The 26,402-nt window shown below is 61.4% G+C and carries 27 protein-coding genes and 5 tRNA genes; 11 read left to right on the forward strand and 21 right to left on the reverse strand.

Features of this window, described 5'->3' with window-relative positions; translation table 11 throughout:
* Positions 1-30: 30 nt before the first annotated feature.
* The 5 genes from ACQZ5H_RS04660 to phaC form a co-directional block, all read right to left on the reverse strand.
* Entirely contained in the window at positions 31-621 is a 591-nt protein-coding gene (locus ACQZ5H_RS04660; protein ID WP_112711604.1) for a dual specificity protein phosphatase family protein, read from the reverse strand.
* Between the two features lie 82 nt (positions 622-703).
* The gene (radC, locus tag ACQZ5H_RS04665; protein ID WP_112711605.1) at positions 704-1,513 is read right to left on the reverse strand and encodes a RadC family protein; all 810 of its coding nucleotides are present in this window, start codon (positions 1,511-1,513) and stop codon (positions 704-706) included.
* A gap of 7 nt (positions 1,514-1,520) precedes the next feature.
* On the reverse strand, positions 1,521-2,357 hold the full coding sequence (gene map / locus ACQZ5H_RS04670; protein WP_449096835.1) for a type I methionyl aminopeptidase: 837 nt from the start codon (positions 2,355-2,357) through the stop codon (positions 1,521-1,523).
* A gap of 158 nt (positions 2,358-2,515) precedes the next feature.
* Entirely contained in the window at positions 2,516-3,778 is a 1,263-nt protein-coding gene (locus ACQZ5H_RS04675; protein WP_449096836.1) for a tlde1 domain-containing protein, read from the reverse strand.
* 191 nt (positions 3,779-3,969) lie between these two features.
* On the reverse strand, positions 3,970-5,802 hold the full coding sequence (gene phaC, locus ACQZ5H_RS04680) for a class I poly(R)-hydroxyalkanoic acid synthase (protein WP_130278421.1): 1,833 nt from the start codon (positions 5,800-5,802) through the stop codon (positions 3,970-3,972).
* Between the two features lie 152 nt (positions 5,803-5,954).
* Here phaC and ACQZ5H_RS04685 point away from each other — a divergent pair, with 152 nt between their 5' ends.
* The 4 genes from ACQZ5H_RS04685 to recJ all read left to right on the forward strand — a co-directional run bounded on the left by ACQZ5H_RS04685 (position 5,955) and on the right by recJ (position 11,112).
* The gene (locus ACQZ5H_RS04685) at positions 5,955-6,371 is read left to right on the forward strand and encodes a hypothetical protein (RefSeq protein WP_449096837.1); all 417 of its coding nucleotides are present in this window, start codon (positions 5,955-5,957) and stop codon (positions 6,369-6,371) included.
* Between the two features lie 222 nt (positions 6,372-6,593).
* Positions 6,594-7,811: an LL-diaminopimelate aminotransferase gene (locus ACQZ5H_RS04690; protein WP_112388164.1), complete on the forward strand. Its 1,218-nt coding sequence runs from the start codon at positions 6,594-6,596 to the stop codon at positions 7,809-7,811.
* Between the two features lie 64 nt (positions 7,812-7,875).
* On the forward strand, positions 7,876-9,198 hold the full coding sequence (locus tag ACQZ5H_RS04695; protein WP_449096838.1) for a homoserine dehydrogenase: 1,323 nt from the start codon (positions 7,876-7,878) through the stop codon (positions 9,196-9,198).
* A gap of 108 nt (positions 9,199-9,306) precedes the next feature.
* On the forward strand, positions 9,307-11,112 hold the full coding sequence (recJ, locus tag ACQZ5H_RS04700) for a single-stranded-DNA-specific exonuclease RecJ (RefSeq protein ID WP_449096839.1): 1,806 nt from the start codon (positions 9,307-9,309) through the stop codon (positions 11,110-11,112).
* Between the two features lies 1 nt (position 11,113).
* On the opposite strand, the gene rfbA is transcribed toward recJ, so the two are convergent.
* The 5 genes from rfbA to ACQZ5H_RS04725 are packed head-to-tail and all read right to left on the reverse strand — an operon-like array spanning position 11,114 to position 16,512.
* Positions 11,114-11,983: a glucose-1-phosphate thymidylyltransferase RfbA gene (gene rfbA, locus ACQZ5H_RS04705; protein WP_449096840.1), complete on the reverse strand. Its 870-nt coding sequence runs from the start codon at positions 11,981-11,983 to the stop codon at positions 11,114-11,116.
* 10 nt (positions 11,984-11,993) lie between these two features.
* Positions 11,994-12,881: a dTDP-4-dehydrorhamnose reductase gene (rfbD, locus tag ACQZ5H_RS04710; RefSeq protein WP_449096841.1), complete on the reverse strand. Its 888-nt coding sequence runs from the start codon at positions 12,879-12,881 to the stop codon at positions 11,994-11,996.
* 2 nt (positions 12,882-12,883) lie between these two features.
* Entirely contained in the window at positions 12,884-13,939 is a 1,056-nt protein-coding gene (gene rfbB / locus ACQZ5H_RS04715; protein WP_449096842.1) for a dTDP-glucose 4,6-dehydratase, read from the reverse strand.
* Positions 13,940-13,959: 20 nt separating this feature from the next.
* Complete coding sequence (rfbC, locus tag ACQZ5H_RS04720; protein WP_449096843.1) at positions 13,960-14,526, reverse strand: dTDP-4-dehydrorhamnose 3,5-epimerase; 567 nt, start codon at positions 14,524-14,526, stop codon at positions 13,960-13,962.
* 9 nt (positions 14,527-14,535) lie between these two features.
* Entirely contained in the window at positions 14,536-16,512 is a 1,977-nt protein-coding gene (locus tag ACQZ5H_RS04725) for a glycosyltransferase family protein (protein WP_449096844.1), read from the reverse strand.
* A 275-nt stretch (positions 16,513-16,787) separates the two neighbouring features.
* Here ACQZ5H_RS04725 and ACQZ5H_RS04730 point away from each other — a divergent pair, with 275 nt between their 5' ends.
* Positions 16,788-17,669, forward strand: coding sequence for a capsular polysaccharide synthesis protein (locus tag ACQZ5H_RS04730; protein ID WP_165402601.1), 882 nt, complete (start codon positions 16,788-16,790; stop codon positions 17,667-17,669).
* A 129-nt stretch (positions 17,670-17,798) separates the two neighbouring features.
* Here the strand turns inward: ACQZ5H_RS04730 and ACQZ5H_RS04735 are convergent.
* Positions 17,799-17,873: transfer RNA gene (locus tag ACQZ5H_RS04735), tRNA-Glu, on the reverse strand.
* Between the two features lie 253 nt (positions 17,874-18,126).
* On the opposite strand from ACQZ5H_RS04735, the gene ACQZ5H_RS04740 reads away from it, so the two are divergent.
* Positions 18,127-18,294, forward strand: a complete 168-nt coding sequence (locus ACQZ5H_RS04740) for a hypothetical protein (protein WP_165402600.1) — start codon at positions 18,127-18,129, stop codon at positions 18,292-18,294.
* 34 nt (positions 18,295-18,328) lie between these two features.
* On the opposite strand, the gene ACQZ5H_RS04745 is transcribed toward ACQZ5H_RS04740, so the two are convergent.
* From ACQZ5H_RS04745 to gloA, 4 genes are all read right to left on the reverse strand, one after another.
* Positions 18,329-18,403 (reverse strand) — tRNA-Glu (locus tag ACQZ5H_RS04745).
* 74 nt (positions 18,404-18,477) lie between these two features.
* Positions 18,478-18,552 (reverse strand) — tRNA-Glu (locus ACQZ5H_RS04750).
* Between the two features lie 196 nt (positions 18,553-18,748).
* The gene (locus ACQZ5H_RS04755; protein WP_449096845.1) at positions 18,749-19,840 is read right to left on the reverse strand and encodes a D-Ala-D-Ala carboxypeptidase family metallohydrolase; all 1,092 of its coding nucleotides are present in this window, start codon (positions 19,838-19,840) and stop codon (positions 18,749-18,751) included.
* Between the two features lie 154 nt (positions 19,841-19,994).
* Positions 19,995-20,435 (reverse strand): lactoylglutathione lyase, encoded by a 441-nt coding sequence (gene gloA, locus ACQZ5H_RS04760; RefSeq protein WP_130278410.1) that lies wholly within the window; start codon positions 20,433-20,435, stop codon positions 19,995-19,997.
* A 195-nt stretch (positions 20,436-20,630) separates the two neighbouring features.
* Between gloA and ACQZ5H_RS04765 the strand changes: the two genes are divergently transcribed.
* Together ACQZ5H_RS04765 and ACQZ5H_RS04770 are read left to right on the forward strand one after the other, a co-directional pair.
* A complete protein-coding gene (locus ACQZ5H_RS04765; RefSeq protein ID WP_112711631.1) occupies positions 20,631-21,209 on the forward strand; it encodes a cold-shock protein in 579 nt (192 codons plus the stop codon).
* A complete protein-coding gene (locus ACQZ5H_RS04770) occupies positions 21,209-21,709 on the forward strand; it encodes a DUF192 domain-containing protein (RefSeq protein ID WP_449096846.1) in 501 nt (166 codons plus the stop codon). The genes ACQZ5H_RS04765 and ACQZ5H_RS04770 overlap by 1 nt, the downstream gene beginning before the upstream one ends.
* Positions 21,710-21,724: 15 nt before the next feature.
* Here ACQZ5H_RS04770 and ACQZ5H_RS04775 read toward each other — a convergent pair whose 3' ends face one another.
* Together ACQZ5H_RS04775 and ACQZ5H_RS04780 are read right to left on the reverse strand one after the other, a co-directional pair.
* Entirely contained in the window at positions 21,725-21,934 is a 210-nt protein-coding gene (locus ACQZ5H_RS04775) for a hypothetical protein (protein ID WP_130278408.1), read from the reverse strand.
* A gap of 56 nt (positions 21,935-21,990) precedes the next feature.
* Positions 21,991-22,067: transfer RNA gene (locus tag ACQZ5H_RS04780), tRNA-Pro, on the reverse strand.
* A gap of 184 nt (positions 22,068-22,251) precedes the next feature.
* Between ACQZ5H_RS04780 and ACQZ5H_RS04785 the strand changes: the two genes are divergently transcribed.
* The 3 genes from ACQZ5H_RS04785 (at position 22,252) to ACQZ5H_RS04795 (ending at position 24,495) form a co-directional block, all read left to right on the forward strand.
* Entirely contained in the window at positions 22,252-23,901 is a 1,650-nt protein-coding gene (locus ACQZ5H_RS04785) for a phosphoethanolamine transferase (RefSeq protein ID WP_449096847.1), read from the forward strand.
* Between the two features lie 169 nt (positions 23,902-24,070).
* Positions 24,071-24,376, forward strand: a complete 306-nt coding sequence (locus ACQZ5H_RS04790; protein WP_112711677.1) for an ETC complex I subunit — start codon at positions 24,071-24,073, stop codon at positions 24,374-24,376.
* A gap of 42 nt (positions 24,377-24,418) precedes the next feature.
* A tRNA-Arg gene (locus tag ACQZ5H_RS04795) sits at positions 24,419-24,495 on the forward strand.
* A gap of 8 nt (positions 24,496-24,503) precedes the next feature.
* Here ACQZ5H_RS04795 and ACQZ5H_RS04800 read toward each other — a convergent pair.
* The 4 genes from ACQZ5H_RS04800 to ACQZ5H_RS04815 are packed head-to-tail and all read right to left on the reverse strand — an operon-like array spanning position 24,504 to position 26,233.
* Complete coding sequence (locus ACQZ5H_RS04800; protein WP_449096848.1) at positions 24,504-25,598, reverse strand: site-specific integrase; 1,095 nt, start codon at positions 25,596-25,598, stop codon at positions 24,504-24,506.
* A complete protein-coding gene (locus tag ACQZ5H_RS04805) occupies positions 25,598-25,780 on the reverse strand; it encodes a hypothetical protein (protein WP_449096849.1) in 183 nt (60 codons plus the stop codon). Before ACQZ5H_RS04805 ends, ACQZ5H_RS04800 begins: the two co-directional genes overlap by 1 nt.
* Entirely contained in the window at positions 25,773-26,105 is a 333-nt protein-coding gene (locus ACQZ5H_RS04810; protein WP_449096850.1) for a hypothetical protein, read from the reverse strand. The genes ACQZ5H_RS04805 and ACQZ5H_RS04810 overlap by 8 nt, the downstream gene beginning before the upstream one ends.
* The gene (locus tag ACQZ5H_RS04815; RefSeq protein ID WP_449096851.1) at positions 26,102-26,233 is read right to left on the reverse strand and encodes a hypothetical protein; all 132 of its coding nucleotides are present in this window, start codon (positions 26,231-26,233) and stop codon (positions 26,102-26,104) included. The genes ACQZ5H_RS04810 and ACQZ5H_RS04815 overlap by 4 nt, the downstream gene beginning before the upstream one ends.
* Positions 26,234-26,402: the final 169 nt, after the last annotated feature.

A 26,402-nucleotide genomic window follows, 5' to 3' on the forward strand; every position in this document is an offset into this window, starting at 1 on the left:
CAATGTTACAGATGCTTTAAGGGGCAGGTATCAGGAATCACCGAAGCCAAGCAGGGGTTCCATTTTCTCGAATGTTATGTCCATCGGAAAAGCATGCGAGAAAGAGTAGGGGATGTGGCCGTAGCGCAGCGACAGCTGACCCTCGGCAACCTTCTCGCTCTTGCGCGCGATGGCGGCCAGATAGAGTGCCGAGGCAAGGCCCGTTCGGTCCGCGCCGGCCTGGCAATGGATCAGCAGCGGCTTCGGTGCATCGCGCATGATGGCGATCAGCTGCATTGCCTGATCCGGCGTCAGCTCAGTCGACGAATTCATTCTGAAATCGATATGCTTGATGCCGAGCGCGTTCGACTGGGCGACCTCGCTGTCATACCAGCCGTGCTTCTCGTTCTCGCCGCGCAGGTTGAGGATCGTCTTGATCCCGTACTTGCCTTCGAAGCGAGCGATCGCTGAGGCTGACGGCTGCGAGGAGCGGTAGACCTCACCGGCAACGACGGCATGGAAATTGTCGGTCGCCAGCAGATAGAGATAGTAACCGCCGATCAGGACGGCGAGCAGGCCGAAGACGTTGAGGATGCGCTTGGTGATCGGAGAAACGGTCAGACGCGGAAATGCCAGTGCCATCGAAATCTCTAGCTCGAATCGCGCTGCGGAATATGCAGCACGCACTCTCTGCGAGCTGAAACTGACAGATACCTGAAAGGGGTTAGATCAGGCGCAAGCCCTTGAGGCTGGCATGCCCGTCCTTGCCGATAATGATGTGATCGTGAACGGTGATGCCGAGCGGCTTCGCCGTATCGATGATCATCTTCGTCATGTCGATATCGGCGCGCGAGGGCGTCGGATCGCCGGAAGGGTGATTGTGGACGAGGATCAGCGCAGTGGCGGAGAGCTCCAGGGCCCGCTTCACCACCTCGCGCGGATAGACCGGCGTGTGATCCACCGTGCCACGCCCCTGCACCTCGTCGGCGATCAGCGCGTTGCGCTTGTCGAGAAAGAGAATGCGGAACTGTTCACGGGCCTCATGCGCCATTGCGGCGTGGCAATACTGGATCACGGATGACCAGGAGCCGAGCACCTGCTTGTTGCGCAGCTCGCTCTTCAGCGTGCGCTGCGCTACGGCGGAGACGAGCTTCAGATCGAGCGCCACAGCTTCGCCGACACCCTTGACCTCCTGCAAAAGGGCGGCCGGCGCGCCGAAGACGGCGGCAAGCGTTCCGAAGCGGTCGAGAAGCGCCTTGGCGATCGGCTTGGTGTCGCGGCGCGGGATCAGCCGGAAGAGCAGCAGCTCGAGGATTTCATAGTCGGCCAGCGCGCCGTCGCCATTCTCGCGGAAGCGGTTGCGCAATCTCTCGCGATGGCCGTGGTAATGCTGCTCGCCACCGATCGATGGCGGCGCGGTCTTTGCGACCGGCGCCGGCTTGGCAGGCTGTTCTGCGAAGAAGAGGCGTTCGTCGACGGGAAGATCGTCGAAAGGCAGTTCATCATCGGAATTCAGAACGGGGCCTTTCGCCATCTTTGTCTCACCCGTTGAGCGGCGCCAGGCCGGGGCGGTCGAGACCGCCGGGCGACAGCGTGAAGATCTCGCAGCCGGTGGCCGTTACGCCGACCGTATGCTCGTACTGCGCCGAGAGCGACCGGTCGCGCGTCACCGCCGTCCAGCCGTCGGCCAGCACCTTCACATGCGGCCGTCCGAGATTGATCATCGGCTCGATGGTGAAGATCATGCCTTCGCGGAGCTCAGGGCCTTCGTTGGCCCGGCCGTAATGCAGGATATTCGGCGAATCGTGGAACAGCCGGCCGACGCCGTGGCCGCAGAAGTCGCGCACGACGGAGCAGCGCTCGGCTTCAGCATAGGTCTGGATCGCCTCGCCGATCGCGCCGGTGCGCGCACCCGGCCGCACGGCAGCGATGCCGCGCATCAGCGATTCATGCGTCACGTCAAGAAGGCGCTCGGCGGCGCGCTTGATCTGCCCGACCGGATACATGCGGCTGGAATCGCCGTGCCAGCCATCGACCACGAAGGTGACGTCGATGTTGACGATATCGCCTTCGCGCAGCGGTTTGGCATCGGGAATGCCGTGACAGACGACATGGTTGATCGAGGTGCAGGTCGACTTGGTATAGCCGCGATAGTTCAGTGTCGCGGGATGGGCGCCGTTGTCCATGCCGTATTCGAACACGAAACGGTCGATCGCATCCGTCGGCAGGCCGGGCTTGACGATGGATGCCAGCTCGTCAAGGCAGCGTGCCGTCAGCTGACAGGCCTTGCGCATGCCTTCGAAAGCGTCGGGGCCATAGAGCCTGATTGCGCCGGTATTCTTCGGCGGCGCCGTGGCGGCTTCGATATAATTCACCATTGCAGGGCCTTAGCGGAAATTGTCCTTGTCGTACATAATGCAGCTATGCCGGGTTCGTCCATCGCGATCAATGGGCGCGTCGGCGATTTGTGTCATCTCAACGCAGAAGAGGCGGCCGGTGGCGCGGCCGCCTCTTCTGTCTTGCATCGAAATTGCGATCAGGAGCGGCGCGAGAAGAGCGACGCCAGCGTCGACTTCGGCGAACCGGCAGAGGTGCCGCTATATTTCGGAACGACGACCAGCTGCTTGATCTCACCGCGCTTGAAGGCGGCCAGGAAGCGCTTGTAATCCTTGAAGGAAACGCAGCCGTTGGAGTCGCCGCGCTTGCCGAGCATGTAGGTGTGGGCAAGCAGACCCACGCGATTGTGGATGGCGCCGGCGCCACCGACCGGATGCAGGCGGATCGCCTCGACACCGTGGAACAGCGCTTCGCGCATCTGAAGGTTATAGGTATGCGGCGGCGTCGGGCCGCGCATCTTCTGATCGACGAAGCGCGGGTTGTCGCGCATGTTGCCGAGGCCCGAATGCGCCTCCAGGCGATCGCCGTTCGGCATGTAAACGGTACCGGCCGAAATGTCGTAGACGGCAACACCAGCGCGGGCGATCGGCGTCAGCGTCGGCTTGCCGACCTTCGGCATGTCGTCTTCGATATCTTCGTCGTCGACCTTGGCATAGGCAAGCGCCGTCTCCGGTGCATTGGCTGCCGTCTTCGGACGGTTCGGGCGGGCCATCGGCAGCGGTACTTCGCCGCCGTCGGAGAGAACGAGGCCGAAAGGTTCGTCGGAGGCGGCGACGCCATCGGCGAGCGCGGTCTCGATCGGGGAAGCGGCGGGCGTCGGGCGCGGCTGCGGCATTGCTTCGGCGGCGGCCATGGTCGTTGCGGGTTCAGGCGCCTTGACGGCTGCGACCTGAACCTGAACCGGAGCGGGCAGGGCGGACGGCGTCGTCACGGCCGGGACCGGCGCGGCGCTGGCGAGTGTCTCTGCCTGCTGCTTCAGCGCCGAAGCGATCTCGCTGCCATTGTTGCGCATGGCAAGCAGCGAAAGTCCGCGGCGCCGCATCAGCGCTACCATGTCCTTGGAGGATTTTGCGGGAACATCCGCCGTCATGCGGTCGGAAACGGTCGTCTGGCCGGGAAGCCGGGAAAACTTGCTGACGTGAACGAGGGCCTGCGCGGCGCCGGCATTGTGATGCGCATGCGCCTTCGGAGCGATGGCGATATCGGCAAACAAGCTCTTGTCTTCGTTGGCAGGCATTGCCGACGAATGCATCGTGGCAACCGATGCCAGTGTCCAGGTCGATACAGCGGCCCCCAGGCCGATGGCAGCAATGACCGGAAGAGCCCGGAAAAGCTTGGCAGAGCCGAAAATTGCCCAGCCGAAAGGGTTAGCGCTTTCACGCGCCTCGACAGCAAACGCCATATTACTCGGTTTCCCAACGCGTCACTAATACCGGCAGCTTACGCAGGACGCTTTAGCCGGAGCCGATAATGAAGCAACAGGGCCTAAATGAGGCACAGCGCAACTAATCCGCTGTTAGTAACTATGGGCGATTATGGTTTCCAATTCCTTTATGCGGCAAAGGAAATGGACGGCGCCGTTTCAAAAAAAGCCTAGGCCCGTTCCATCACGTAGCTGCCCGGTGCTTCCTCGATGGCATTGAGCGACGCGCCGCCGGGCTTGCGGGCGGGAACCCGCTTGCCGTCCTTGGCCTCGATCCAGGCATGCCAATGCGGCCACCAGGAGCCCGGTGCCTCCTCTGCCTTGGTCAGCCAGACATCGTAGTCGCCCTTGGCGGGGCCGCCGGTCCAGTACTGGTATTTCTTCTTGTCGGGCGGATTGACGACGCCGGCGATATGGCCGGAGCCGGCAAGCACGAAATCGACCTTGCCCCCGAAGAACTGGCTGCCGAGGAACACCGACTTCGCCGGCGCGATATGATCCTCGCGGGTGGCGAGATTGTAGATCGGGATCTTCACGTCCTTCAGCGACAGGGTCTTGCCGTCGAGCACCATCTCGTCTGCCGTCAGCGCATTGCGGAGATAGCAGTTGCGCAGATAGAAGGCGTGATTGGCTGCGGCCATGCGGGTCGAATCGGCATTCCAGAACAACAGGTCGAAGGGCATCGGCATTTCGCCCTTCAGGTAGTTGTTGACGAAATAGGGCCAGATCAGCTCGGAGGCGCGCAGCATGTTGAAGGCCGTCGCCATCTTCGAGCCGTCGAGATAACCAACCGCCTGCATATGCGCTTCAAGCGCCTGCAACTGCTCTTCGTCGACGAAGACCTTCAGGTCTCCTGCATGGGTGAAATCCACCTGGGTCGTGAACAGCGTCGCCGAGCGGATGCGCTTGTTTTTTTCCTTGGCATGCAGGGCAAGCGTCGCCGCAAGCAGGGTGCCGCCGACACAATAGCCGATGGCGTTCACATCGGTCTCGCCGGTCGCCTTCTCGATCGTCTCCAGCGCGAAATCCACGCCTTCGCGGGCATAGGCGGTCCAGTCCTTCTGCGCATGACGCGAATCGGGGTTGACCCAGGAGATCACGAAAACCGTGTGGCCCTGGTCGACACACCACTTGATGAAGGACTTCTGCGGGTTGAGGTCGAGGATGTAGAACTTGTTGATCCATGGCGGGCAGATCAGCAGCGGGCGCTTCAGCACAGTCTCTGTCGTGGCCTCATACTGGATGATCTGGCAGATATCGTTCTGGGCGATCACCTTGCCTGGCGTCAGCGCCATGTCGCGGCCGACGGCGAATTTCGTCATGTCGGTATGGCGAAGCTTCAGGTCCCCATGGCCCGCCACGATATCCTCGGCCAGCATCTTCATGCCGCGCACTAGGTTCTCGCCGCTGCTGGCGATCGTCTCGCGATAGAGCTGCGGGTTGGTGGCGACGAAATTGGTCGGCGAGAGCGCAGCGGTGATCTGCTTCACATAGAAGCCGGCCTTGTGCTTGGTGTGCTCGTCCAGCCCCTCGGTCTGCGTCACCATCTTCTCCGCCCAGTCGGCGGTGATGAAATAAACCTGCCGCAGGAAGTCGAAGAAAGGGTTCTTCTCCCAGTCCTGATCCGAAAAGCGCTTGTCCTTGCGGTCGGGTTCCGGCTCGGCGGCTTCGCCCTGCATGCGCTGCATCGAGCGCATCCAGACGCCGAAATAGCTGCTCATCAGCTGCGTCTGCGCCTCGAAAGTGCGGCGTGGATCGGACATCCAGTATTCGGTGATCTTGGACAGCGTCTTGACCATGTCGGTCATCGGCTCGGCGATCTTGTCGTTGACGTCGCCGCGTTCGCGCGGTGCCAGCCATGCAGAAGCGGCCTTGCCGAGATTTTCGAGCGCGCGGGCGAAGTTCACCGCCATCGCCTCGGGATCCTTCATCATATAGGGATCGAGGTTGGTCGCATCGAAGCCTTGCGGCTTGTCCGTCTCGCCTTTCTTGCTGTCGGTCACGCATGTCCTCCGGCGGCAGCAATCATCTGAAATCAATTTGTACATCGTGCCGGAACGAGAAAACAAGTTCAACACAACGCCGCTCGTGCTATTGCTTTGTTGCTGCGACAAATTTAACAGTCGCAGAAGCTTCAGGATTTGGAAGATCTGGCATGACGAACAGCGGCAGCTCTGGCATCGCAATCGCAACCCGCATGGCAATTATTGCCGCGGCCGCGGCGATGACGCTTGCCGGCTGCACGTCGACGCCGGAGCACAAGGCAGCGCTTGCCGCCAAGCGAGCGGCCCCCACGGCGGTCGTGATGACCGCCACCAAGGGCGAAGCGCCGGCCGAAAGCGGTCTTTCGCATTCGCCCGACGGCTATCCGTCCTTCGGCGCGCCCCTGACTGCCGCCAACGTTCAGATGAACGACGACGAAGCCAAGAGCCTGCAGGCAAAGCTGACCGCGCTCGGCGCACAGCGCAAGGCGGGTACGATTTCCGAGGCCGAGTATCAGCGCCGCGTTGCGGAATACCGCAAGCTCGCCGCCGATCATGGCACCGACACACTCTCGGAAATCACCAAGTAGGCCTTGCCTTTCAGGCAATTTGCACGCAAAGCCTTCCGCACTGGCGGGAGACATGAATTTTCCCGATAATGCTTCGCAGCTGCGGCATCCGTCAAAGAATCGCCGCCTGCAGACAGTCTGATGAATACGGCGCATGCGATTCTGAAGTTCGTATCGCAAGCAGCCGGGAACAGGACGAACTTCGAGCGCGGCCGCGGTGGCCGCATTTCCATGGGGAATGAAATGGAAGAGTTTCACAAAGTCCGGCGTTTGCCGCCTTATGTTTTCGAACAGGTCAACCGTTTGAAAGCAAGCGCGCGAGCGGGCGGCGCCGATATCATCGATCTCGGCATGGGAAACCCTGACCTACCGACCCCGAAAGCGATCGTCGACAAGCTCTGCGAAGTGGTCCAGGACCCGCGCACGCATCGCTATTCGTCCTCCAAGGGCATTCCCGGCCTTCGCCGCGCGCAGGCCGCCTATTACGCCCGCCGCTTCGGCGTGAAGCTCAACCCGGATACGCAGGTCGTTGCGACCCTCGGCTCCAAGGAAGGCTTCGCCAACATGGCGCAGGCGATCACGGCGCCGGGCGATGTCATCCTCTGCCCGAACCCGACCTATCCGATCCATGCCTTCGGTTTCCTGATGGCAGGCGGCGTGATCCGTTCGATCCCGGTCGAGCCGGATGAGAACTTCTTCGCTCCGCTCGAGCGCGCCGTGCGCCACTCGATCCCGAAGCCGCTAGCGCTGATCCTGAACTACCCGTCGAACCCGACGGCCTTCGTCGCGACGCTTGATTTCTACAAGGACGTCATCGCCTTCGCGAAGAAGCACGACATCATCGTCCTGTCGGATCTGGCCTATTCTGAAATCTACTTCGACGGCGAGCCGCCGCCCTCTGTTCTTCAGGTTCCGGGCGCCATCGACGTCACCGTCGAATTCACTTCGATGTCTAAGACCTTCTCCATGCCCGGCTGGCGCATGGGCTTTGCCGTCGGCAACGAGCGCCTGATCGCCGCGCTGACGCGCGTGAAGTCCTACCTCGACTACGGCGCCTTCACGCCGATCCAGGTCGCGGCGACCCACGCGCTGAACGGCGACGGTTCTGACATCGCCGAGGTGCGCAACGTCTACAAGCGCCGCCGCGACGTCATGGTCGAGAGCTTCGGCAAGGCCGGCTTCGAAGTGCCGCCGCCGGCAGCGACGATGTTCGCCTGGGCGAAGATCCCGGAAAAATTCCGCCATCTCGGCTCGCTCGAATTCTCCAAGCTGCTCGTCGAGAAGGCCGATGTGGCAGTTGCGCCGGGCATCGGCTTCGGCGAAATGGGTGACGATTACGTTCGTCTCGCACTCGTCGAGAACGAACACCGCATCCGCCAGGCTGCGCGCAGCATCAAGAAATTCCTGTCGACGGCCGACGAGACGATGCACAACGTCATCTCGCTCAACGCACACCGCTGATAGAAACCTCCCAATCGGCAGCCGCGCCCTGCGGCTGCCACTCATGAACATTCAGGATCGCTTCATGGCAGACGCCCTCAAAATCGGCATTGCGGGTCTCGGTACCGTTGGTGCCTCGCTCGTCCGTATCATCCAGCAGAAGAGCAACGAGCTTGCCGCAACGTGCGGGCGTCCGATCCACATCACGGCAGTCACGGCCCGTGACAAGAACAAGGACCGCGGCATCAATCTCGGCGGCATCACCTGGTACGATACGCCGGAAGAGCTGGCTGCCAAGGCCGATATCGACGTTTTCGTCGAGCTCGTCGGCGGCTCCGAAGGCGCGGCCAAGGCTTCTGTCAAGGCAGCACTCGACCGTGGTCTCCATGTGGTGACCGCCAACAAGGCGCTGCTTGCCTATCACGGCGTCGAATTCGCCAAGATCGCCGAGGAGAAGGGCTCGCTGCTCAACTTCGAAGCGGCTGTCGCCGGCGGTATCCCAGTTATCAAGGCGCTGCGTGAATCGCTGACCGGCAATTCGATCTCCCGAATCTACGGGATCATGAACGGCACCTGCAATTACATCCTCACCAAGATGGAGAAGGAAGGCCTCTCCTTCGCCGATTGCCTGGCTGAAGCCCAGCGCCTCGGCTATGCCGAAGCCGACCCGGCTTTCGACATCGAGGGCAACGACACCGCGCACAAGCTGTCGATCCTGACGACGCTCGCCTTCGGCAACCAGATCGCGGCCGACGACATCTATCTCGAAGGCATCACCAATATCTCTATCGAGGATATCCGTGCGGCCTCCGATCTCGGCTACCGTATCAAGCTCCTCGGCGTCGCCCAGCGCACCGATACCGGCATCGAGCAGCGTGTTCACCCGACGATGGTTCCGGTCGATTCCGTCATTGCCCAGGTCGATGGCGTCACCAATGCCGTGGCGATCGAATCCGACATTCTCGGCGAACTGCTGATGGTTGGCCCCGGGGCCGGTGGCAACGCAACGGCGTCGTCTGTTCTCGGCGACATCGCCGATATCGCCAAGAGCCAGCCGGGCGCCCAGCGCGTTCCGGTTCTCGGCCACCCGGCGAAGGCTCTCGAGCCTTACCGCAAGGCGCAGATGCAGAGCCATGAAGGCGGTTATTTCATTCGCCTGACGGTTCTTGACCGCACCGGCGTTTTTGCCAGCGTCGCGACCCGCATGGCCGAAAATCAGATCTCGCTGGAATCGATCGTGCAGCGCTCGCAGCAGCATCTTTCGCCTTCGCATCACCAGACGATCATCCTTGTCACCCATGCGACGACCGAGGATTCTGTCCGCAAGGCCGTCGCCGCCATCAAGGGCGAGGGTTACCTCGTGGGCGAACCGCAGGTCATCCGCATCGAGCGCCCCAAGGAAGACTGAGGGTAACGGCAACCCAGCCGTTGCCAGCCGCTTCCAGCCTGCATAAATGTGCACGGTGAATTATTACCGCCCCGTCACTGGGCGGTGACATGATGGGGCATTGGCAACATGGTGGATATCCCCGCCGATCCGATACAGCGTGCATTCCTCGGGGTGGAGAAATCCATCCTCGACAATCGCTGGATTTCACGGCTCGATCAGGCCGGGCAGAACCGTGCGCTCGCCATGTCGCAGGTCCACGGCCTGCCGGATCTCATAGCACGCGTGCTCGCTGGGCGCGGCGTTGCCGTCGATGAAGCCGTCGAGTTCCTCGATCCGACGATCCGCAGCCTGATGCCGGATCCCTACACGCTGACCGATTGCGAGAAGGCGGCTAGGCGCCTCGCCGAAGCGATCCGCCGTGGCGATAACGTCGCGATCTTCGGCGACTACGATGTCGACGGCGCCGCGTCCTCGGCGCTGATGTACCGCTTCCTGGCGCATTTCGGCGTCAAGGCCGAGATCTATATCCCCGACCGCATCTTTGAAGGCTACGGCCCCAACGCGGGCGCCATCAACCAGCTGATCGACAATGGCGCGCAACTGATCGTCACCGTCGACTGCGGATCGACCAGCCATGAGGCGCTGGATGCGGCCAAGGCGCGCAATATCGACGTCGTCGTCATCGATCACCACCAGGTGACACACGCGCTGCCGCACTGCCACGCCCTGGTCAATCCCAATCGCGAGGATGATCTCTCAGGGCAGGGCCATCTCTGCGCCGCCGGCGTCGTCTTCCTTGTGCTGGTCGCGACGCTGCGGCTGCTGCGCGAGGCAGGCGACAAGCGCATTCTGGCAATCGACCTCTTGCAATGGCTGGATATCGTGGCGCTCGCGACCGTTTGTGACGTCGTGCCGCTCAAGGGGTTGAACCGCGCCTATGTGGTCAAGGGCCTCGTCGCTGCGCGCCATCAGGGCAATGCGGGCCTTGCGGCGCTGTTTCGCAAGGCCGGTCTCTCCGGCCCGGTCACGCCCTATCATTTCGGCTTTCTCGTCGGCCCCCGCATCAATGCCGGCGGTCGTATCGGCGATGCGGCACTCGGCAGCCGCCTCTTGACGCTGGACGACGCCGGTGAGGCCGAAACGATCGCCCAGAAACTCGACGAGCTGAACCGCGACCGCCAGGCGATGGAAGCCGCCATGCTGCAGGAAGCAGAAGCCGAGGCTTTTGCCGAATACGGCGACGGGCAGGGCGCGTCGGTCATCGTCACGGCGCGCGACAAATGGCATCCCGGCATCGTCGGCTTGCTGGCGGCGCGGCTGAAGGAAAAGTTCAAACGCCCGGCCTTCGCCATCGCCTTCGATCCGTCCGGACGCGGTACCGGCTCCGGCCGCTCGATCAACGGTTTCGATATGGGCCGGATGGTGCGTGCGGCTGTCGATGAGGGCCTCCTCGTCAAAGGCGGCGGACACGCGATGGCCGCCGGCCTGACTGTCGAACGCGAGAAGCTTGGCGCGCTGCGCAGCTTCTTCACCGAACGCGCCGAGAAGACGGTCGCCAATCTGGTGGCCAACGAAACCCTGAAGATCGACGGCGCGATTGGTGCGAGCGGCGCGACGCTCGACCTGATCGACCGGCTGGAGACGGCAGGACCCTACGGCTCCGGCCATTCGCAGCCGGTATTCGCAATCCCCGCCCATCGCCTGCGCGATGTCAGGACTGTTGGGGAGAAGCACGTAAAGGTGACGCTGGAAGCCATGGACGGCGGCCGACTCGACGGCATCGCCTTCCGCGCTGCCGATACGGCACTCGGCAATCTCCTGCTCAATTCGCGCGGCGCCAACCTGCATGTCGCGGGCTCGATCGGCGCCGACCACTATCAGGGCTCGCGCCGCATCCAGCTGCGCGTCTCCGACGCCGCTCCCGCGAAGTGAATTACCAGTCGGCCGAAAGCTTGGTCAGATATTGCCCGTAAGCGCTTTTGCCGAGCGCCTCGGCAAGCTTGGCGAGCTGGTCCTGATCGATATAGCCCATGCGCCATGCCACTTCCTCGGGGCAGGCAATCTTGAAGCCCTGGCGCTTTTCCAGCGTGCTGACAAAGGCCGCCGCGTCGAGCAGGCTGTCCGGCGTTCCCGTATCCAGCCACGCATAACCGCGCCCCATCAGCTCGACGAAGAGTTCGCCGCGCTCCAGATAGGTGCGGTTGACGTCGGTGATCTCCAGTTCACCGCGCGGTGATGGCTTCAGGTTGGCGGCGATATCGACCACCTGCGGGTCGTAGAAATAGAGACCGGTCACCGCCCACTGCGACTTCGGCTGCTTCGGCTTTTCCTCGATCGACAGCGCATTCATCTTGCTGTCGAATTCGACGACGCCGTAACGCTCGGGATCGGTGACGTGATAGGCGAAGACCGTGGCGCCCTTGGTGCGCGCCGTCCCCGACTTCATGATCTCGGGCAGGCCGTGGCCGAAATAGATATTGTCGCCAAGGACCAGCGCCGAGTTCTGGCCGTTGATGAAATCGGCGCCGATGATGAAGGCCTGTGCCAGACCATCCGGGCTCGGCTGCACAGCGTAGGTCAGCGAAATGCCCCATTGCGAGCCGTCGCCGAGCAAGCGCTTGAAGGCCTCGACGTCATGCGGCGTGGTGATGATCAGGATGTCGTTGATCCCCGCGAGCATCAGCGTCGTCAGCGGGTAATAGATCATCGGCTTGTCGTAGACGGGCATCAGCTGCTTCGACACGGCCTGCGTGATCGGATGAAGCCTGGTGCCGGTACCGCCCGCAAGAATGATCCCCTTCATGCCAGTCTCCTCAAATCGCATTCTTCAAAATGGCTTGCATCACAACGTCGGTCGAGCGCTTCCAGTCCGGCAGGCGGATGCCATAGGTCTCCGCGAGCTTGTCGCCCGACAGACGGGAATTAGCCGGGCGTCTCGCCGGCGTCGGATATTCCGCCGTGGTGATCGGCACGACTTTGGCGGATTTGCCGCCGAGCGCCTTCGACCGCGCAAAGATTTCCTGCGCGAATTCCGCCCAGGTGGCTTCGCCGCTGCCGGTCAGGTGAAAGGTGCCGCGCAAGGCAGGGTCAGCATCCGCGGAGAGCTGCGTCGCGATCGCAATCACCGCCTCGGCAATATCGAGCGCCGACGTCGGGCAGCCGCGCTGGTCGGCGACCACGCGCAGTTCGTCACGGCTCTCGGCAAGCCGCAGCATCGTCTTCACGAAATTCGCGCCGAACGGCGAATAGACCCAGGCTGTGCGCAGAATGACATGATTGGCATTGCCCGCCGCGACGCGCAATTCGCCCTCGAGCTTGGTATTGCCGTAGACCGAGATCGGCCCAGTCGAATCCGTCTCGACATAGGGCGACGGCTTATCGCCGCTGAATACATAGTCGGTCGAGAGGTGGATCACCGGAACGCCAAGTGCCGAGGCGGCCTCGGCAACGGCGCGCGCACCAATGGCATTGACCGCATGAGCAAGCTCGGCCTCGCTCTCGGCCTTGTCCACCGCCGTGTAGGCTGCCGCCGACACGATCACGTCAGGCTGCGCTGCCGCTAGAGCCGGCAGCACGCTGGCGGGATCGGTAAGGTCGAGGTCCGGTCGACCGATGGCGATGAGCTCGACCCCGTGGGCCGGAGCCATTGCCAGAAGCGACTGGACGACTTGTCCCTGTTTGCCCGTGACTGCGATGCGCATCGTCATCGCCCCTTGAAAGTGCCAAGGCGTTCGCCGGAATAGACATTGTCGCGCAGCGGCCGCCACCACCATTCATTGTCGAGATACCAGCGAACGGTCTTTTCGATGCCGCTGTCGAAATTCTCTTCCGCCTTCCAGCCGAGCTCGGTCTCGAGCTTGGTGGCATCGATGGCATAGCGGGCATCGTGACCCGGCCGGTCGGTGACATTGGTGATCAGCCGCGAATGCGCCTCCTTGCCCGGAAATACGCTATCGAGAATCGCGCAGATGCGTTCGACCACCTCGATGTTGCGCCGCTCGTTGCGACCGCCGACATTGTATTTCTCGCCCGGCCGGCCGCGCGAGGCGATGGTGAACAGCGCCCGCGCATGATCCTCGACATAGAGCCAGTCGCGGATATTTGCCCCGTTGCCGTAAACCGGCAGCGGTTTGCCCTCCAGCGCATTGAGGATCATCAGCGGGATCAGCTTTTCCGGGAAATGGAACGGGCCGTAATTGTTGGAACAGTTCGACACCACAACCGGCAGCCCATAGGTCCGGTGCCAGGCGATCGCCAGATGGTCGCTGGCCGCCTTCGAGGCAGAGTAGGGCGAGGACGGGTCGTAAGCCGTCACTTCCTCGAAGAGCCCGTCATCGCCGAGCGAGCCATAGACCTCATCGGTCGAGACATGCAGGAAGCGGAAAGCGCTCTTGGCCTCGGCCTCAAGACCATCCCAATAGCCGCGCGCCGCATCGAGCAGGCTGAACGTGCCGACGATATTGGTCTGGATGAAGTCGCCCGCACCCGAAATCGACCGGTCGACATGGCTCTCGGCGGCGAGATGCATGACGATCTCCGGCCGGAAGGAAGCAAACGCCTCCTGCATCGCGGCGCGGTCGCAGATATCGGCGCGCAGGAACCGGTAGTTGGCGGCGTTCTCGACCGAAGACAGCGAGGCCAGATTGCCAGCATAGGTCAGCTTGTCGATGTTGAGAACGTCAGCTCCGACCGTGCCCACCAGATGGCGCACCAGCGCCGAACCGATGAAACCCGCTCCCCCCGTTACCATCACCCGCATTACCGGAACGTCCTTTTCAATCACTGCGCAGAATATTGGAAATAGGCCGGAATATCGGCGAGCCTCGGAAGCTTCCTGTCCTTGTCCGAAAGTACCGCATCGGCCTCCGCAACCGGCCAGGCAATGCCGATATGAGGATCGCTCCACAAAATGCCGCTGTCATTCGCCGGGCTATAAGGTGCGGTCACCTTGTAGCTGATGACGGTATCAGGCTCCAAGGTCGCAAAGCCATGCCCAAAGCCTGCCGGGACCCACAGCTGAACGCCGTTCTCAGGCGTCAGTTCTTCGCCGAGCCATTGCCCGAACGTCGGAGATCCGGCGCGGATATCGACGGCCACGTCGAAGATCCGGCCCCGCAGGCAGCGCACCAGCTTGCCCTGTGCGAAGGGCACCGTCTGGAAGTGCAGCCCGCGCAAAGTGCCAACCTGCGCCGAGAGCGATTCGTTATCCTGAACGAAGGACACATCGGCGACGTTCTCACGGAACCAGCCGTCCTTGAACACCTCGGAGAAATAGCCGCGGTAATCGCCATGGCGCGCCGGGATGATCTTCAGCACGCCGTCAATTTTCGTGGTCTCGATGCGCATCGTCAGTCTCTAATCCGTAGCCTGCATCAGGCTCATCAGCATAGCCGCCTGGGAGCGTGCCCGCATGGCATTATAGCCGTTCTCGGCGATCTGTTCGCGTTCCGCCTGGTCGGCGAGCAATTCCTTGCAGCGCTCGACGAGATCGTCATAGGGCTCGACGGCGAGCCCGCCGATGAAGGGATCGAGATCCGGATCCTCGATATCGCCCTCGGTCAACACGCAGACGCGATTGGCGAGCAGATAGGAGATGCGGACGATCTCGAAAACGCCGCTGGCATAGTGATGGATATTGATGACGATCTTGGCGCGCGCGATCGCGGCATCGCGTTCGGCGCCATAGACGTTGAAGAGATGCACGACCTTCAGGCCGGCCTCATGCAACGAAATGAGAATTTCGCGGCGGCGATCGTTCATCGAACCATAGAACAGGACGTCGATATCCTTCACCGGCGCATGCCGGATTTGCGACAGACATTCGCTGTAGCCGATCTCCAGCACGCCGGCATGCTCGATGCCCTTGGCCGCAAGGTTGCGCCGGTTGCGCGGGCTGTAATCCAGCACCGGGAAAGCCTTGAGAACGGCGCTGTAGCGCTCGTTCATCCAGGTGCTCTCGTCCGAGACCTGTTCGAGATTGATGACGACGCTGTCTTTCGGCAGTTTCTGGATAATCTCGAGAGACAGCAGGTTGCCGCCGTAGATGATCGGCGAGCGCCCGGCGAATTCGTGCATCTCGCGAACGATCGGAGCCGAACCACCGAGCTCCTGGAAGGCGCCCTGCAGCGCGAGCGCCACCTCGTCGAATGCGTGGCTGTGATTGTAGCCTCGCGGCGTGACGATCCAGATGCAGTGCTTGTCCTTGTGGGCCTCCCAGCCGCCCTCGAAGGCCTGCAGCATCATTGCGGCCGGTGCCGCAGCCGACAGCGGCGCAAGCGGCTGCGTCAGGGCTGCGAGTGCGGCCGGATTGACTGGCGGTAGCGACGTGTCGTTGACGCTGGAGGCGCGGGGCGCAAGTTCGCTCTTCGGGAAGGCGCCGCGCGGCACCCAGGCCGGCGGATCGTCGGCGTTCCAGATCAGATGCGGCTCCTTGGCGACAGGCATGCGGCCCTCCTGCCAGGCTTCCAGCCTGGACGGCTCACGGGTCTGCAGGAAGGCTTCCTTGCGCTCGAAGAGATCGTGAAGCAGGCGGCCGGTGCGGGCGCCGAACTTCCATTCGAAATCCGCAGCCGACGGCGAGAAAGCCGAAACCTTCATGCCGCTCGCGACCGCATGCGGAATGTAGAGGCCAAGCAGCCGCTCGATGACGAAGGGCCGCATCGCGGCGTTGCCATCGCGGCTGTAATTCGCGGTGCCGCTATAGGCGCGTCCGGCCGCGGTGCCACGCAAGGCTTCCTGTTCGAGTGCGTTCAGCACATGTTCGCAGAAGGCGAAATAGCCGGACCAGAATTTCCGGTTACCGGCGAAATAGTTGCAGAAGAAGAAGGTCGTCTGCCCCTGCGGAAGCGCGATTGCAAAGCCGCTATCCCTCAGGAAGGTGAAGATCGGTTCCATGCCCGGATGTCCGCCCATCAGGGCATGTTCCCAGACATTGCTGTAGATCGCCGCGTGGCCGATCAAGGGATTGTAGAGATAGGCATCGGCGCCATCGGCGCGCGCCTTCGTCGCTTCGGAAATGAAGGACTGCAGGCTGGAGACCGATTTCGTCTCGAACTTGCTGGACAGCAGCCCCCAGAACATGTCGTCCGGCAGGCCCGCCTGCAGATGATGCTCGTGAAGGATCCGGAACAGCTCGTATTCGCGGGTCGTCGATTGCGTATTGAAGGAAATGTCGAAGGGCAGCGCTGCCGGATCGAGTTGGGCGAGCTGCCCGGCGTCGAGGTATGGCTGGTAGACGATCACCGATCCGGATTGCGCCGCCTTGCCGCTCAGGCTTTCCAGGCTCGGCAGGCCGGCGGGCAGTGTGGTTGGAATTGGCTGGTTGATCGTCAAAGTCCGGTCCTTCGAATGCCGTCCGCCGCGGAAACGGAGGTTCCGCAAGCCCAATCCGGCGTTATCGGCCGGACTATCGGCATCGAAGCTTGCGCCACCCTGTTGGAAGAATGGCCTGCCAAGGCCGGGATTCCCGCTGTCATCTCGCCATAGCAAACCGATGCGAATCTCCTGTACAAGAGTCGCTGCCGCCCGCCGCCGCGGCTTCATTCAACCCTATTTGCTATCTGGGCACATATTTCAGGCCCTGGCTGTTCCGACGAAAGAGGTCCCTCATGACCGACAATAATACCGAGAACGTTTTCGCCTCGCGTGAGGACGATCTCCGCCGCTGGTTGGAAACCATGGTTTCCCGGAACCGGAAGGAGATCGAGGCCCGCGCCGTGTTGCTGCAATATGCAGTGCCTGAAAGGCTGACCTATCACCAGACGCAGCCACGCCCGGTGCCGGCCTCGTTCGAAGGCCCGGTCTGGCTATATTGGGCGCAGGGCCGCGACAATGCTCCGCCGATCGTCCAGAGCTGCCTGAGATCGGTCGAACGCCATCTTCCGGATCGTGAGATCATCATTCTCGATGACAATGCGATCGGCCGCTATATCAAGCCGCATCCCGTTGCATCCGAGCGGGTCAAGGCAAAATCGAAGACGCATTTTTCGGATATGCTGCGCGTCGAGCTGCTGCACAAATACGGCGGCACCTGGATGGATGCAACGGTGTTTCTGACCGACGCGCCGCGGCCTGATATGATGAACTCGGAATTCTTCGCTTTCACGCGCGACGCCGATCCATATCTGCTGTCCAACTGGTTCATGACCGCGCGACCCGAACATCCGCTCGTCAGCGCCCTGAGGGAAATGCTGATCAGCTACTGGCTCGAAAACGACCAGCTGATCAACTACTTCATCTTCCATCACCTGTTCGAATGCGCGGTGACCATCAACGCGGATCTGAACGCCGAATGGCAGAAGGCACCGCGCTATAGCTCCTACCACGCCCACGAGATGCAGCACCGGCTGATGTATCCGTTCGACGAATCGACCTTCAAGGCGATCGAGAACCTGATGCCGGTGCACAAGCTGACCTACAAGGTGAGCCCACCGGCCGCCGGCTCGTTCTTCGACATGATCGCCCGCGAAGACCCGGTGATTTTCCGATAGGGGGGGACGCTCCCCGCCGCAGGACATCACGTCTTGCGGCGGCACCGCATCAACTGACGCAACCAGCCCAGAACGCCGCGAGGCGAAGCGGAATTACTCAAGAATAATAATTTCTGGAAGATCAAGAAGTGGCACGCCCTAGGGGAGTCGAACCCCTCTTCCCAGAATGAAAATCTGGTGTCCTAACCGATAGACGAAGGGCGCTTCCTTCGTGGTGGCGCCCTTATAGTCAGCACCTTTCTGACCCGCAAGCGGTAAAATGCGAAATTCCGTAGATTTTTTCACGGCTTGTGGAAATGGCCCCGAGAAGGCGCTGAAGCCCCTGGAGAGCAGGGGATCGCGCCATGCGCTCTTTCCTCGATCTGCCGCGTCTACGCGTTGTCGCCCGGAAAAGTTTGAAACGAATCTGGCCGTCACCGGTTGTTCAGATGTCACCACCTCAACAATGGAGACGCTGATGAGCAAGACTGACGTCAAGGAAATCCAGAAGCGCGCCGAGCGCCAGGTCGAGCACACCAGCGGTGGCGGCCATCTCGGCGGGACCTATTTCGGGCAGCAGCCCGATGGCAAGACCGCCTCGGTCACCTCCAAGGAAGGACCGAAGGCAAGAGCCAACGACGGATAGTGGAGAGGGGCCTCGCTTCGGCGGGGCCTTTTTCTGGCACGCCCTAGGGGAATTGAACCCCTCTTTGCAGAATGAGAATCTGCCGTCCTGACCGATAGACGAAGGGCGCCGGCGATGAGGAATAAATGGGGAGAGAGTGCTTGCTGTACAAGCGTCAGAACAGCGATGTTTTGATGAGAGAAGTGGCACGCCCTAGGGGAGTCGAACCCCTCTTCCCAGAATGAAAATCTGGTGTCCTAACCGATAGACGAAGGGCGCTTCCTTCGTGGTGGCGCCCTTATAGTCAGGGTCTTGGAATCCCGCAAGCGGGAAAATCGCAATTCTATCAAAAAAATGACAAGGCTATGTTTGTGCAGGGAGATTCAAATTTACCCTGCTAAATCAATGCCCTGTGAATGGGTGTTTGATGAGGGCCGCGCGGTTGACGTTAAGGCACGGCAGCCGCGCTCTTCGTTCAGATTGCGCGAGCGCTTGGCGGGCTGCCGCGCCGGGCGCCGCAGCCCCAGTTCCAGTCGCGGTTGTTACCGGTGTCGAGATGGACGGAGTCGGTATGGCAATAGGTGCCGACACCGCCGCGGCCCGGCAGCGAGCGGATGTAGCTCGCGATATCCCATTTCGAAACGCCGTCGATCTTGATGTCGGCGGCATCGCAGCTCTTGTGCATCGATTCCTCGGCGCCGCCGACCATGCGGTTATGCTCGGGATCGCGGTAGCCTGAGGTGACGACGACGGGTTTGCCGAAATGCGTCTCGACGGTCTTGATGACGTTCAGCAGATTCGGTTTGAAACAGCTGACTTCGACGCTGGCATTCTGCACATGCACGCCGTTCGGCGCGACACGGGTCATGCCGGGCAGGGAGGCCTTCTGCAGGAGGCCGGAGAGGCTGCCCATCAGGTTCTGCTTCGGCGCGGCATAAAGCGCATTGCTGGAGCCTCCAGGCAGGCTGCCGGTTGCAAGCGATGCGGTCTGGTAGGACGGCGCGATCTGCGTGCTGGTATTCTGCGACGATTGCTGCGGCGGCAGGATTTCGCCCTGCGCATTCGGCTGCACCTGCTGGCCGGGCTGCGTGCCGAACACGCCGGCGCGCGAGCCCGTCAGCCCGCCCTGAACCGGCGCATAGGCATTGGCATCGGCCGGCTGGATGATCGTCGACGTCCGGTTGTTCTGCGGCATCACCGGCTGCGACGAGAAGATGCTCATCGAATTGGCGTTGATGCGGGTCGACTGCATCGCCATGCCGCCGATATTGGCGGGCTGCATCTGAGTCGAGCCCGGTGCCATGTTTGCCGTGGCATTGGGATCGGTCGCCGTTGTCTGCTGCTGGCCGACATTGCTGACCATCGGGTCGCGATAGCCAGGTGTCTTCTGGGTTTGCTGGCCGGGTGCGCCCGGCGCCATGGCGGTCTGCTGCTGCGCGGCGGCGGCCGCCGGAGCAGGCGTCGCCTCGGCAGAATCAAGCGCCTTCTGGCTGGAGACGCAGCCGGTCAGCGCAAGGGCCGAAACGGCGGTCAGAAAGAGGAACGGTCGCGTTCGAAGATGGGGCAAGCGAAAGCTCTCCGGACAAATATGGGAGCAGCCACGGATAGGCCGGGCTGCCTGATTTGGCCGGAGGGTGCATGCGGGCCGTGGCTGCGGCAAGAGCGAAGACGTGGCCGGAGCCCGAAATCGCCAAAGCCGCAAGCCTCGCTAAAGCCCCGGCTTACCAGGCGCCGGTATTGCCCATGGAAAGCCACGGTTCGGCTGCCGGCAGGCTGCCGTTCTTCTGCAGAATCTCGATCGAGATTCCATCCGGCGAGCGCACGAAGGCCATGCGCCCGTCGCGCGGCGGACGGTTGATGGTGATTCCCTGGTCCATCAGCTGCTGGCAGGTCTGATAAATATCGTCGACCTCATAAGCGAGGTGGCCGAAATTGCGTCCGCCCGTATAATCCTCGCTATCCCAATTGTAGGTGAGCTCGAGGCAGGGGGCGCCCTTTTGCTGTGCTTCGGCGATATCATCCGTGGCAGCAAGGAAAACGAGTGTGAAACGGCCTTTTTCATTCTCGGAACGGCGGATTTCCTTCAGTCCGAACAATGTGCAGTAGAAATGCAACGAGGCGTCGAGGTCTTTCACGCGAACCATGGTATGAAGATAACGCATTCTATTTCCTTTCGAATGTTGGAGCCTAGCCCGGATAGGTGACGCATGGTCAGCTTCGGGCAAGACATGCCGCTAAAATCAGCAACTGGGAATAACCAAAAACAGGACTTGCGCTTATCCGTTACCAAGATGTTAATCTTGATTTCAAGAATCAGTTAACCGTAACAGTGTGACGCGTAATGAGGGGCTGGCGACATGGCTGATAGGATTTCATCGAAGGAGTTCAGTGATCTCGACGAGCTATCGGGGGATGCCGTCGATCTCATTGAAATCACCGGTGTCGTCAAATGGTTTGATGTTGCCAAGGGTTTCGGTTTCATCGTTCCAGACAACGGCATGCAGGACGTCCTTCTTCACGTCACATGCCTGCGCCGCGATGGCTACCAGACGATCCTCGAAGGCACCCGCATCGTCGCGCTGATCCAGCGCCGCGAACGTGGCTACCAGGCCTTCAAGATCCTCTCCATGGACCAGTCCACAGCGGTTCATCCCTCGCAGCTGCCGCCGGTTCGTACCCACGTCCAGGTGACCGCCACGAGCGGCCTTGAGCGTGCGCTGGTCAAGTGGTTCAACCGCACCAAGGGCTTCGGCTTCCTGACGCGCGGCGAGGGTACCGAGGATATCTTCGTTCACATGGAAACGCTGCGCCGTTTCGGCCTCACCGAGCTGCGCCCGGGTCAGGTTGTGCTGGTGCGCTTCGGGCCCGGTGACAAGGGTCTGATGGCTGCCGAGATCCACCCGGATATGCCGAGCCCGGCAAGCCGCGCCCACTGATGTTCAGGATGAGGACAATGCATAGAATCAAAGGCGCCTTCTTGGCGCTTTTTTTCATTGTGGCGACGGCAGCCCCCATGCCCGGCTTCGCGCAGCAGGAACAGCAGATGGTCTTCGCCAAGGAGCCGCTGGTCGTCCAGACGGTATCCGGCAAGCTGCTGAACTTCACCGTCGAGATCGCCTCGACCAACGAGCAGCGGCAATACGGCCTGATGTACCGCAAGGAAATGGCCGAGAATGCCGGCATGCTGTTCGATTTCGGCCAATCGCGCCGGGTGACGATGTGGATGGAAAACACCATCCTGCCGCTCGACATGCTGTTCATCGACAGCACCGGCGTCATCCGCCACATCAAGGAAAATGCCGTTCCCTATTCGGAAGAGATCATCGATTCGATGGGATCGGTGAAATATGTCGTCGAGCTCAACGCCGGCATCGTCAAGAAGCTCGGCATCAAGGTCGGCGACAAGGCCGCCAGCCCGACAATCACCAAGAAATAGAAGAGAAGAAGAAGCCTACTGCTTCTTGCGGGCAGCCTGCGCCTGGGCGACGGCTTCCTGGCGCACGCGTTCCATGAACCGCGCCATCTTCGCCTTCACCGAGCCATAGGTCCCCAGCTCGAAATTGCAGCTGTAGCAGGTGATGATGTCGTCATCGAGCGGCTGCGGACGCGGGAAGTTCATTCGCGTCTTGCCGCATTTGGGGCAGGGGATTTCGACTTGCATGACCGGCTCCTGCTCGGGCGGGTCACCGCCTGCGGAAGATAGAGATTTAAGGGAAATGGTCGGAGTGGAGAGATTCGAACTCCCGACCCTCTGGTCCCAAACCAGATGCGCTACCAGACTGCGCTACACTCCGAATGAGGGGGCAATACACGCTTCACCGTGACCCCGCAATATCAAAAACGCGCTTGTCCCGTGCTTCGTTGCGGCTTTTGCGTTCAGGATAGTGTCAGGAAGCACCGCCATGGTCGCCCCGATTTTGAGATTGCGGTGCTGGCGCGAGTCGTAAAGTGCCGCTGCGCCGGAGCGAACCTGATAGCATGGCAACAGAACAGAAGACGGCGTCGTGGCGCCCGGCGATCGGCAGCATCACGCTCGCCGTCATCGTTTCCCTCTACATCCTCATCGTCGCCAATTACACCTTCTGGAGCCGGGCCTATGTCTATTTCGACGGCCACCGGCCGGCCTTCATCGGCTTCGTCGCCGGAATGATCGCGCTGACGGTGGCGATCGCCGTCACGTTTTCGGTCAAATATCTGATGAAGCCGGTGCTGATCGTGCTGCTGCTCGCGGCCGTCGCCGCCGCATGGTTCACCGATCGATTCGGCACGATCATCGACCGCGAGATGATCCGCAACGCCGCGGTGACCACTTCGTCGGAAGCCGGGCACCTGATCACCGGCAAATTCATGCTTTACATGCTGCTGTTGGGCGTCATGCCGTCGCTGCTGATTGCCGCCGTGCGCATCATCCACCGGCCGTTCCCGAGCAAATTCCTGCACAACATGGCGGTCATCATCCCCTGCATCGCACTGATCGCGATCGTCGGCATGGGCTTCTATCCGACTTATGCCGCCATCGGGCGCATTCACCGCGATATGATGATGACGATCAATCCGCATTTCCCGATCGGCAGCGCGATCTATTACACGGCCACCTATGGCGATAACCTGAACCTCGTGCGCCAGCCGATCGGCACCGATGCGCATCAGCTGCCGCCCGCCGCACCCGGCAAGCCGCGCGTGCTGGTGATCGTTGCCGGCGAAACGGCGCGCGGCAAGGAATTCTCGCTGGCCGGCTACGGCCGTGACACCAATCCCGAAATGAAGGCCCGTGGCGTCACCTTCTTCCCGGATGTGACGAGCTGCGGCACGGAGACGGCCGTCTCCATCCCCTGCATGTTCTCGGTCTATCCACGCGGCGTCTATAATTACCGCAAGGGCCTGACGACCGACAATCTGACCGACGTGCTCGGCCACGCCAAGGTCGATGTCGAATGGTGGGACAACGATACCGGCACCTACGGCGTCGCCGACCGCATCAAGTACAAGTATCTGCCCGACACCCGCGATCCGCGCTTCTGCAAGGATGGCGAATGCCTGGACACGATCTTGCTCGACAAGCTGGACGACTGGCTCGCCAACGTGAAGGGCGACAGCGTGCTGGTGCTGCACCAGCTCGGCAGCCACGGCCCGGCCTATTACCTGCGCTATCCCGATTCGGCCCGCCGCTTCACCCCGGATTGCCGCGCCGCCGATTTCGCCACCTGCAAGCCCGAGGAAATCACGAACGCCTATGACAACACGATCGTCATGACCGACCAGGTGATCGCTGCCGTCATCGACAAGCTGAAGGCCCATCAGGACCAGCTCGCCGGCTCCATGCTCTATCTCTCGGATCACGGCGAATCGCTCGGTGAAAACGGCATCTATCTGCATGGCGCTCCCTATTTCATCGCGCCCGCCGAGCAGACGCATGTGCCGATGGCGCTGTGGCTGTCGGATGAATTCGCCAGCGAGACGCGGCTCGACACCGCCTGCATCGCCGAGCGCGCCAAGCACCCGGCCTCGCACGACAACATGTTCCACAGCGTGCTCGGATTGATGGAAGTCGAGACCAGCGTTCGCGACGCTTCGCTCGACCTCGTTTCGCCCTGCCGCAAGCCGGCGGACAAGCTTGCCTCCAATTGAGCTGCGGCAGTTCGCTTTGCCTCGGCTTTTTTCTTGAAACCCGGCGGATTCGCGGATAAGCAAAATTCATCTCTTTGCGCTATCACTGGCGCAGAGAACCGTGCCGGATCAGGCGCGGAAGGTTGAAATATCCGCGGGTGAAACCGCTTATCCGGAGGCGAATGCCGCGATGTCTGCCAAGATCTACCGTCCAGCCAAGACCGCCATGCAGTCCGGCAAGGCCAAGACGCATCTTTGGGTGCTCGAATTCGATCAGGAGCAGCCGCGCAAGATCGATCCGGTCATGGGCTACACCTCGTCCGGCGACATGCGCCAGCAGGTCAAGCTGACCTTCGAGACGCAGGAACTGGCCGAAGCCTATGCCAAGCGCAACGGCATCGAATACCGCGTGCTGCAGCCGAAGGACCCGATCCGCCAGACTGTCGCCTATCCGGATAATTTCCGCTATACCCGCACGCAGCCCTGGACGCACTGATTTCAGGCATACCGCGTTCGCCGCCATTCATGGCGGCCGGCCGGCCCCTTAGCTCAACTGGATAGAGCAGCTGCCTTCTAAGCAGCAGGTCGCAGGTTCGAGTCCTGCAGGGGTCGCCAACACATTCTTAAGTAGCTGATTTCGCTTCAATATTATCAGCTAACCCCTCACCGGTTTCGGGGTGAGGGGATAGACTGTTCACCTTCAGTTTCTCAGTCGCCGCTTCCGCAAGCTTCCGCTTGTCGGCATTCCGGGTATAGAGCGCAGCCATTGCGTCAGATGACCACCCGAAGAGAGCCTTAAGCTCTGCGTTGCTCCCCCCGGCTTCCGCCAGTTGCTGCGCCACGGTCTTTCGGATGCCGTGGGCTCGCGAGGGAACACCAGCCTCAGCGCACATCTTGCCGAACCAGTTCCCGAATGATTCCTTGCTTTTGAACGGTCGCCCGTGCACCGGCGTCACCAGATAAGCGAGGTGACCCGTCTTCACGCGATCGAGCGATTCCATCAGCACCGGATGGAGCTTGATGAACAGCGCGGCCTTATTCTTCTCGGCTTTGATGTCGATCGCGCCGTTGCGGATGTGCTGTGGACCTATCCTCCAGACATCACCGCGGCGCAGGCCGGTGAAGAGGATCATCTCGATCGCAAGGCGTGCTTGAGTGCCGGGGCCGTGCTTCTGATAGAAGGCGATGACGTCTTCAGCGCTCCAAGGCTTGAAGCCTTCAGACTTCACCTTTGGCCGCTTGACGCCACGGGCGGGGTTCTCGCGCGCATAGCCCGCATCAACGGCCCATTCGAACAGATACCCCATGATTTTCATGAAATTGATTGCGGCATGTGGTGTGCTCGCCCGTCTATCTCGGCCGGCGGCAATCGTCGCTCGGTCGATCTGGGCCACAAGCATGTTGCCTCCAGTCTTGCAGACCTCATTCAGGATCCGCCGTCGGTTATCTTGTGTCGACGACGCGAGACCCTTAAATGCGGCACTCTCGAAATACTTGTTGACCAGCCACCGCAGGGTGAATTTCCCGACTGGCTTATCCTTCGAGACCTCTTGCCCCACCATGAGTTCACGCCACGCTTTGACGAACTCGTCAGAGCCATAATCCCCAGGCAGTCGCGTACGCTTCCCGGCGCCAATGCGGAAATACCAGACGACGGTGTCGTGTCTGGTCACCTGTCTCTGGACATACTGATATCGGCGGCGGGGCATGTCCTCCATCAGAGATAGCCGCCTGCGCTTTCTTCAAGCTGCCGCTCGGTGTAACCCCCGCTATCCCCGTTAATCACAACCGATCCGTCAGGTTCGACGCGAATGGACTTGACTTCAACCCCGGCCTTCTTCACGGCGCGGATCGCGCGCGAGACGGAATCCTCTGTAAAGGCGACCGCTCTTCTACCCATTGTCGGACTCCCTCTCTATCCGATCGTTTTCGCGCTGAAGCTTGGCCTGCAGGGCGGCGATGCCACGTAGGCGCTCGCGCTCATCGGTCAGCCAACGCCATTTCTTGCGAGCGGAGATCTTCTGGACGTGGGTTGCAGATATCCCGTAGCGCTCGGCTATCAAACGATGCGCCACGCCATCGGCGGCCAAGCCCCTGATTTCCAGTACCTGATCAGCCGTAAGTTTCGCTTTCCATGAATACTCGCCGAGATGCATGGTGCCATGCCCGTACTTGTCTTGGGAATTTTCAAGCGGGGTCGCCCAGCGGACATGGTGCTTGTTCACGCATCCTTCAGCGCCCTTGCCGCAGGTGTGGGCAGCTTGGAGCGTCGGATCATCCGGCTCGCCATGGGCGAGGATGCAGACGACACGATGAGCCCGGACATGGTGACCACGAAAGACGACAGAGCCATATCCGCGTCCATCCGTCCCATAGGGCCAGATCAGACAATCATCGCCCTCGTAGGACAGAACGACCTTCTCGATATACCGAAGGGTCTCGCCGGGGGATATCCCACCGCTGAGTGGGTCGCCGTGCCGTTGCCAGCGGCGGTAGTGGGCTTTGCAATACCCTCGACCATC

Source organism: Rhizobium sp. 21-4511-3d (assembly GCF_053522545.1).

Bases quoted from the DNA above. Each gene is read 5' to 3' on its own strand.
- ACQZ5H_RS04815 (WP_449096851.1), bottom strand. From the start codon at position 26,233: ATGGCTCTGTCGTCTTTCGTGGTCACCATGTCCGGGCTCATCGTGTCG.
- radC (WP_112711605.1), bottom strand. From the start codon at position 1,513: ATGGCGAAAGGCCCCGTTCTGAATTCCGATGATGAACTGCCTTTCGAC.
- ACQZ5H_RS04785 (WP_449096847.1), top strand. From the start codon at position 22,252: ATGGCAACAGAACAGAAGACGGCGTCGTGGCGCCCGGCGATCGGCAGC.
- rfbA (WP_449096840.1), bottom strand. From the start codon at position 11,983: ATGAAGGGGATCATTCTTGCGGGCGGTACCGGCACCAGGCTTCATCCG.
- rfbD (WP_449096841.1), bottom strand. From the start codon at position 12,881: ATGCGCATCGCAGTCACGGGCAAACAGGGACAAGTCGTCCAGTCGCTT.
- map (WP_449096835.1), bottom strand. From the start codon at position 2,357: ATGGTGAATTATATCGAAGCCGCCACGGCGCCGCCGAAGAATACCGGC.
- recJ (WP_449096839.1), top strand. From the start codon at position 9,307: ATGGTGGATATCCCCGCCGATCCGATACAGCGTGCATTCCTCGGGGTG.
- ACQZ5H_RS04805 (WP_449096849.1), bottom strand. From the start codon at position 25,780: ATGGGTAGAAGAGCGGTCGCCTTTACAGAGGATTCCGTCTCGCGCGCG.
- ACQZ5H_RS04690 (WP_112388164.1), top strand. From the start codon at position 6,594: ATGGAAGAGTTTCACAAAGTCCGGCGTTTGCCGCCTTATGTTTTCGAA.
- ACQZ5H_RS04740 (WP_165402600.1), top strand. From the start codon at position 18,127: ATGAGCAAGACTGACGTCAAGGAAATCCAGAAGCGCGCCGAGCGCCAG.
- ACQZ5H_RS04765 (WP_112711631.1), top strand. From the start codon at position 20,631: ATGGCTGATAGGATTTCATCGAAGGAGTTCAGTGATCTCGACGAGCTA.
- rfbB (WP_449096842.1), bottom strand. From the start codon at position 13,939: ATGCGGGTGATGGTAACGGGGGGAGCGGGTTTCATCGGTTCGGCGCTG.
- ACQZ5H_RS04675 (WP_449096836.1), bottom strand. From the start codon at position 3,778: ATGGCGTTTGCTGTCGAGGCGCGTGAAAGCGCTAACCCTTTCGGCTGG.
- ACQZ5H_RS04730 (WP_165402601.1), top strand. From the start codon at position 16,788: ATGACCGACAATAATACCGAGAACGTTTTCGCCTCGCGTGAGGACGAT.
- rfbC (WP_449096843.1), bottom strand. From the start codon at position 14,526: ATGCGCATCGAGACCACGAAAATTGACGGCGTGCTGAAGATCATCCCG.
- ACQZ5H_RS04800 (WP_449096848.1), bottom strand. From the start codon at position 25,598: ATGGAGGACATGCCCCGCCGCCGATATCAGTATGTCCAGAGACAGGTG.
- ACQZ5H_RS04770 (WP_449096846.1), top strand. From the start codon at position 21,209: ATGTTCAGGATGAGGACAATGCATAGAATCAAAGGCGCCTTCTTGGCG.
- ACQZ5H_RS04660 (WP_112711604.1), bottom strand. From the start codon at position 621: ATGGCACTGGCATTTCCGCGTCTGACCGTTTCTCCGATCACCAAGCGC.
- ACQZ5H_RS04775 (WP_130278408.1), bottom strand. From the start codon at position 21,934: ATGCAAGTCGAAATCCCCTGCCCCAAATGCGGCAAGACGCGAATGAAC.
- gloA (WP_130278410.1), bottom strand. From the start codon at position 20,435: ATGCGTTATCTTCATACCATGGTTCGCGTGAAAGACCTCGACGCCTCG.
- ACQZ5H_RS04790 (WP_112711677.1), top strand. From the start codon at position 24,071: ATGTCTGCCAAGATCTACCGTCCAGCCAAGACCGCCATGCAGTCCGGC.
- ACQZ5H_RS04685 (WP_449096837.1), top strand. From the start codon at position 5,955: ATGACGAACAGCGGCAGCTCTGGCATCGCAATCGCAACCCGCATGGCA.
- ACQZ5H_RS04695 (WP_449096838.1), top strand. From the start codon at position 7,876: ATGGCAGACGCCCTCAAAATCGGCATTGCGGGTCTCGGTACCGTTGGT.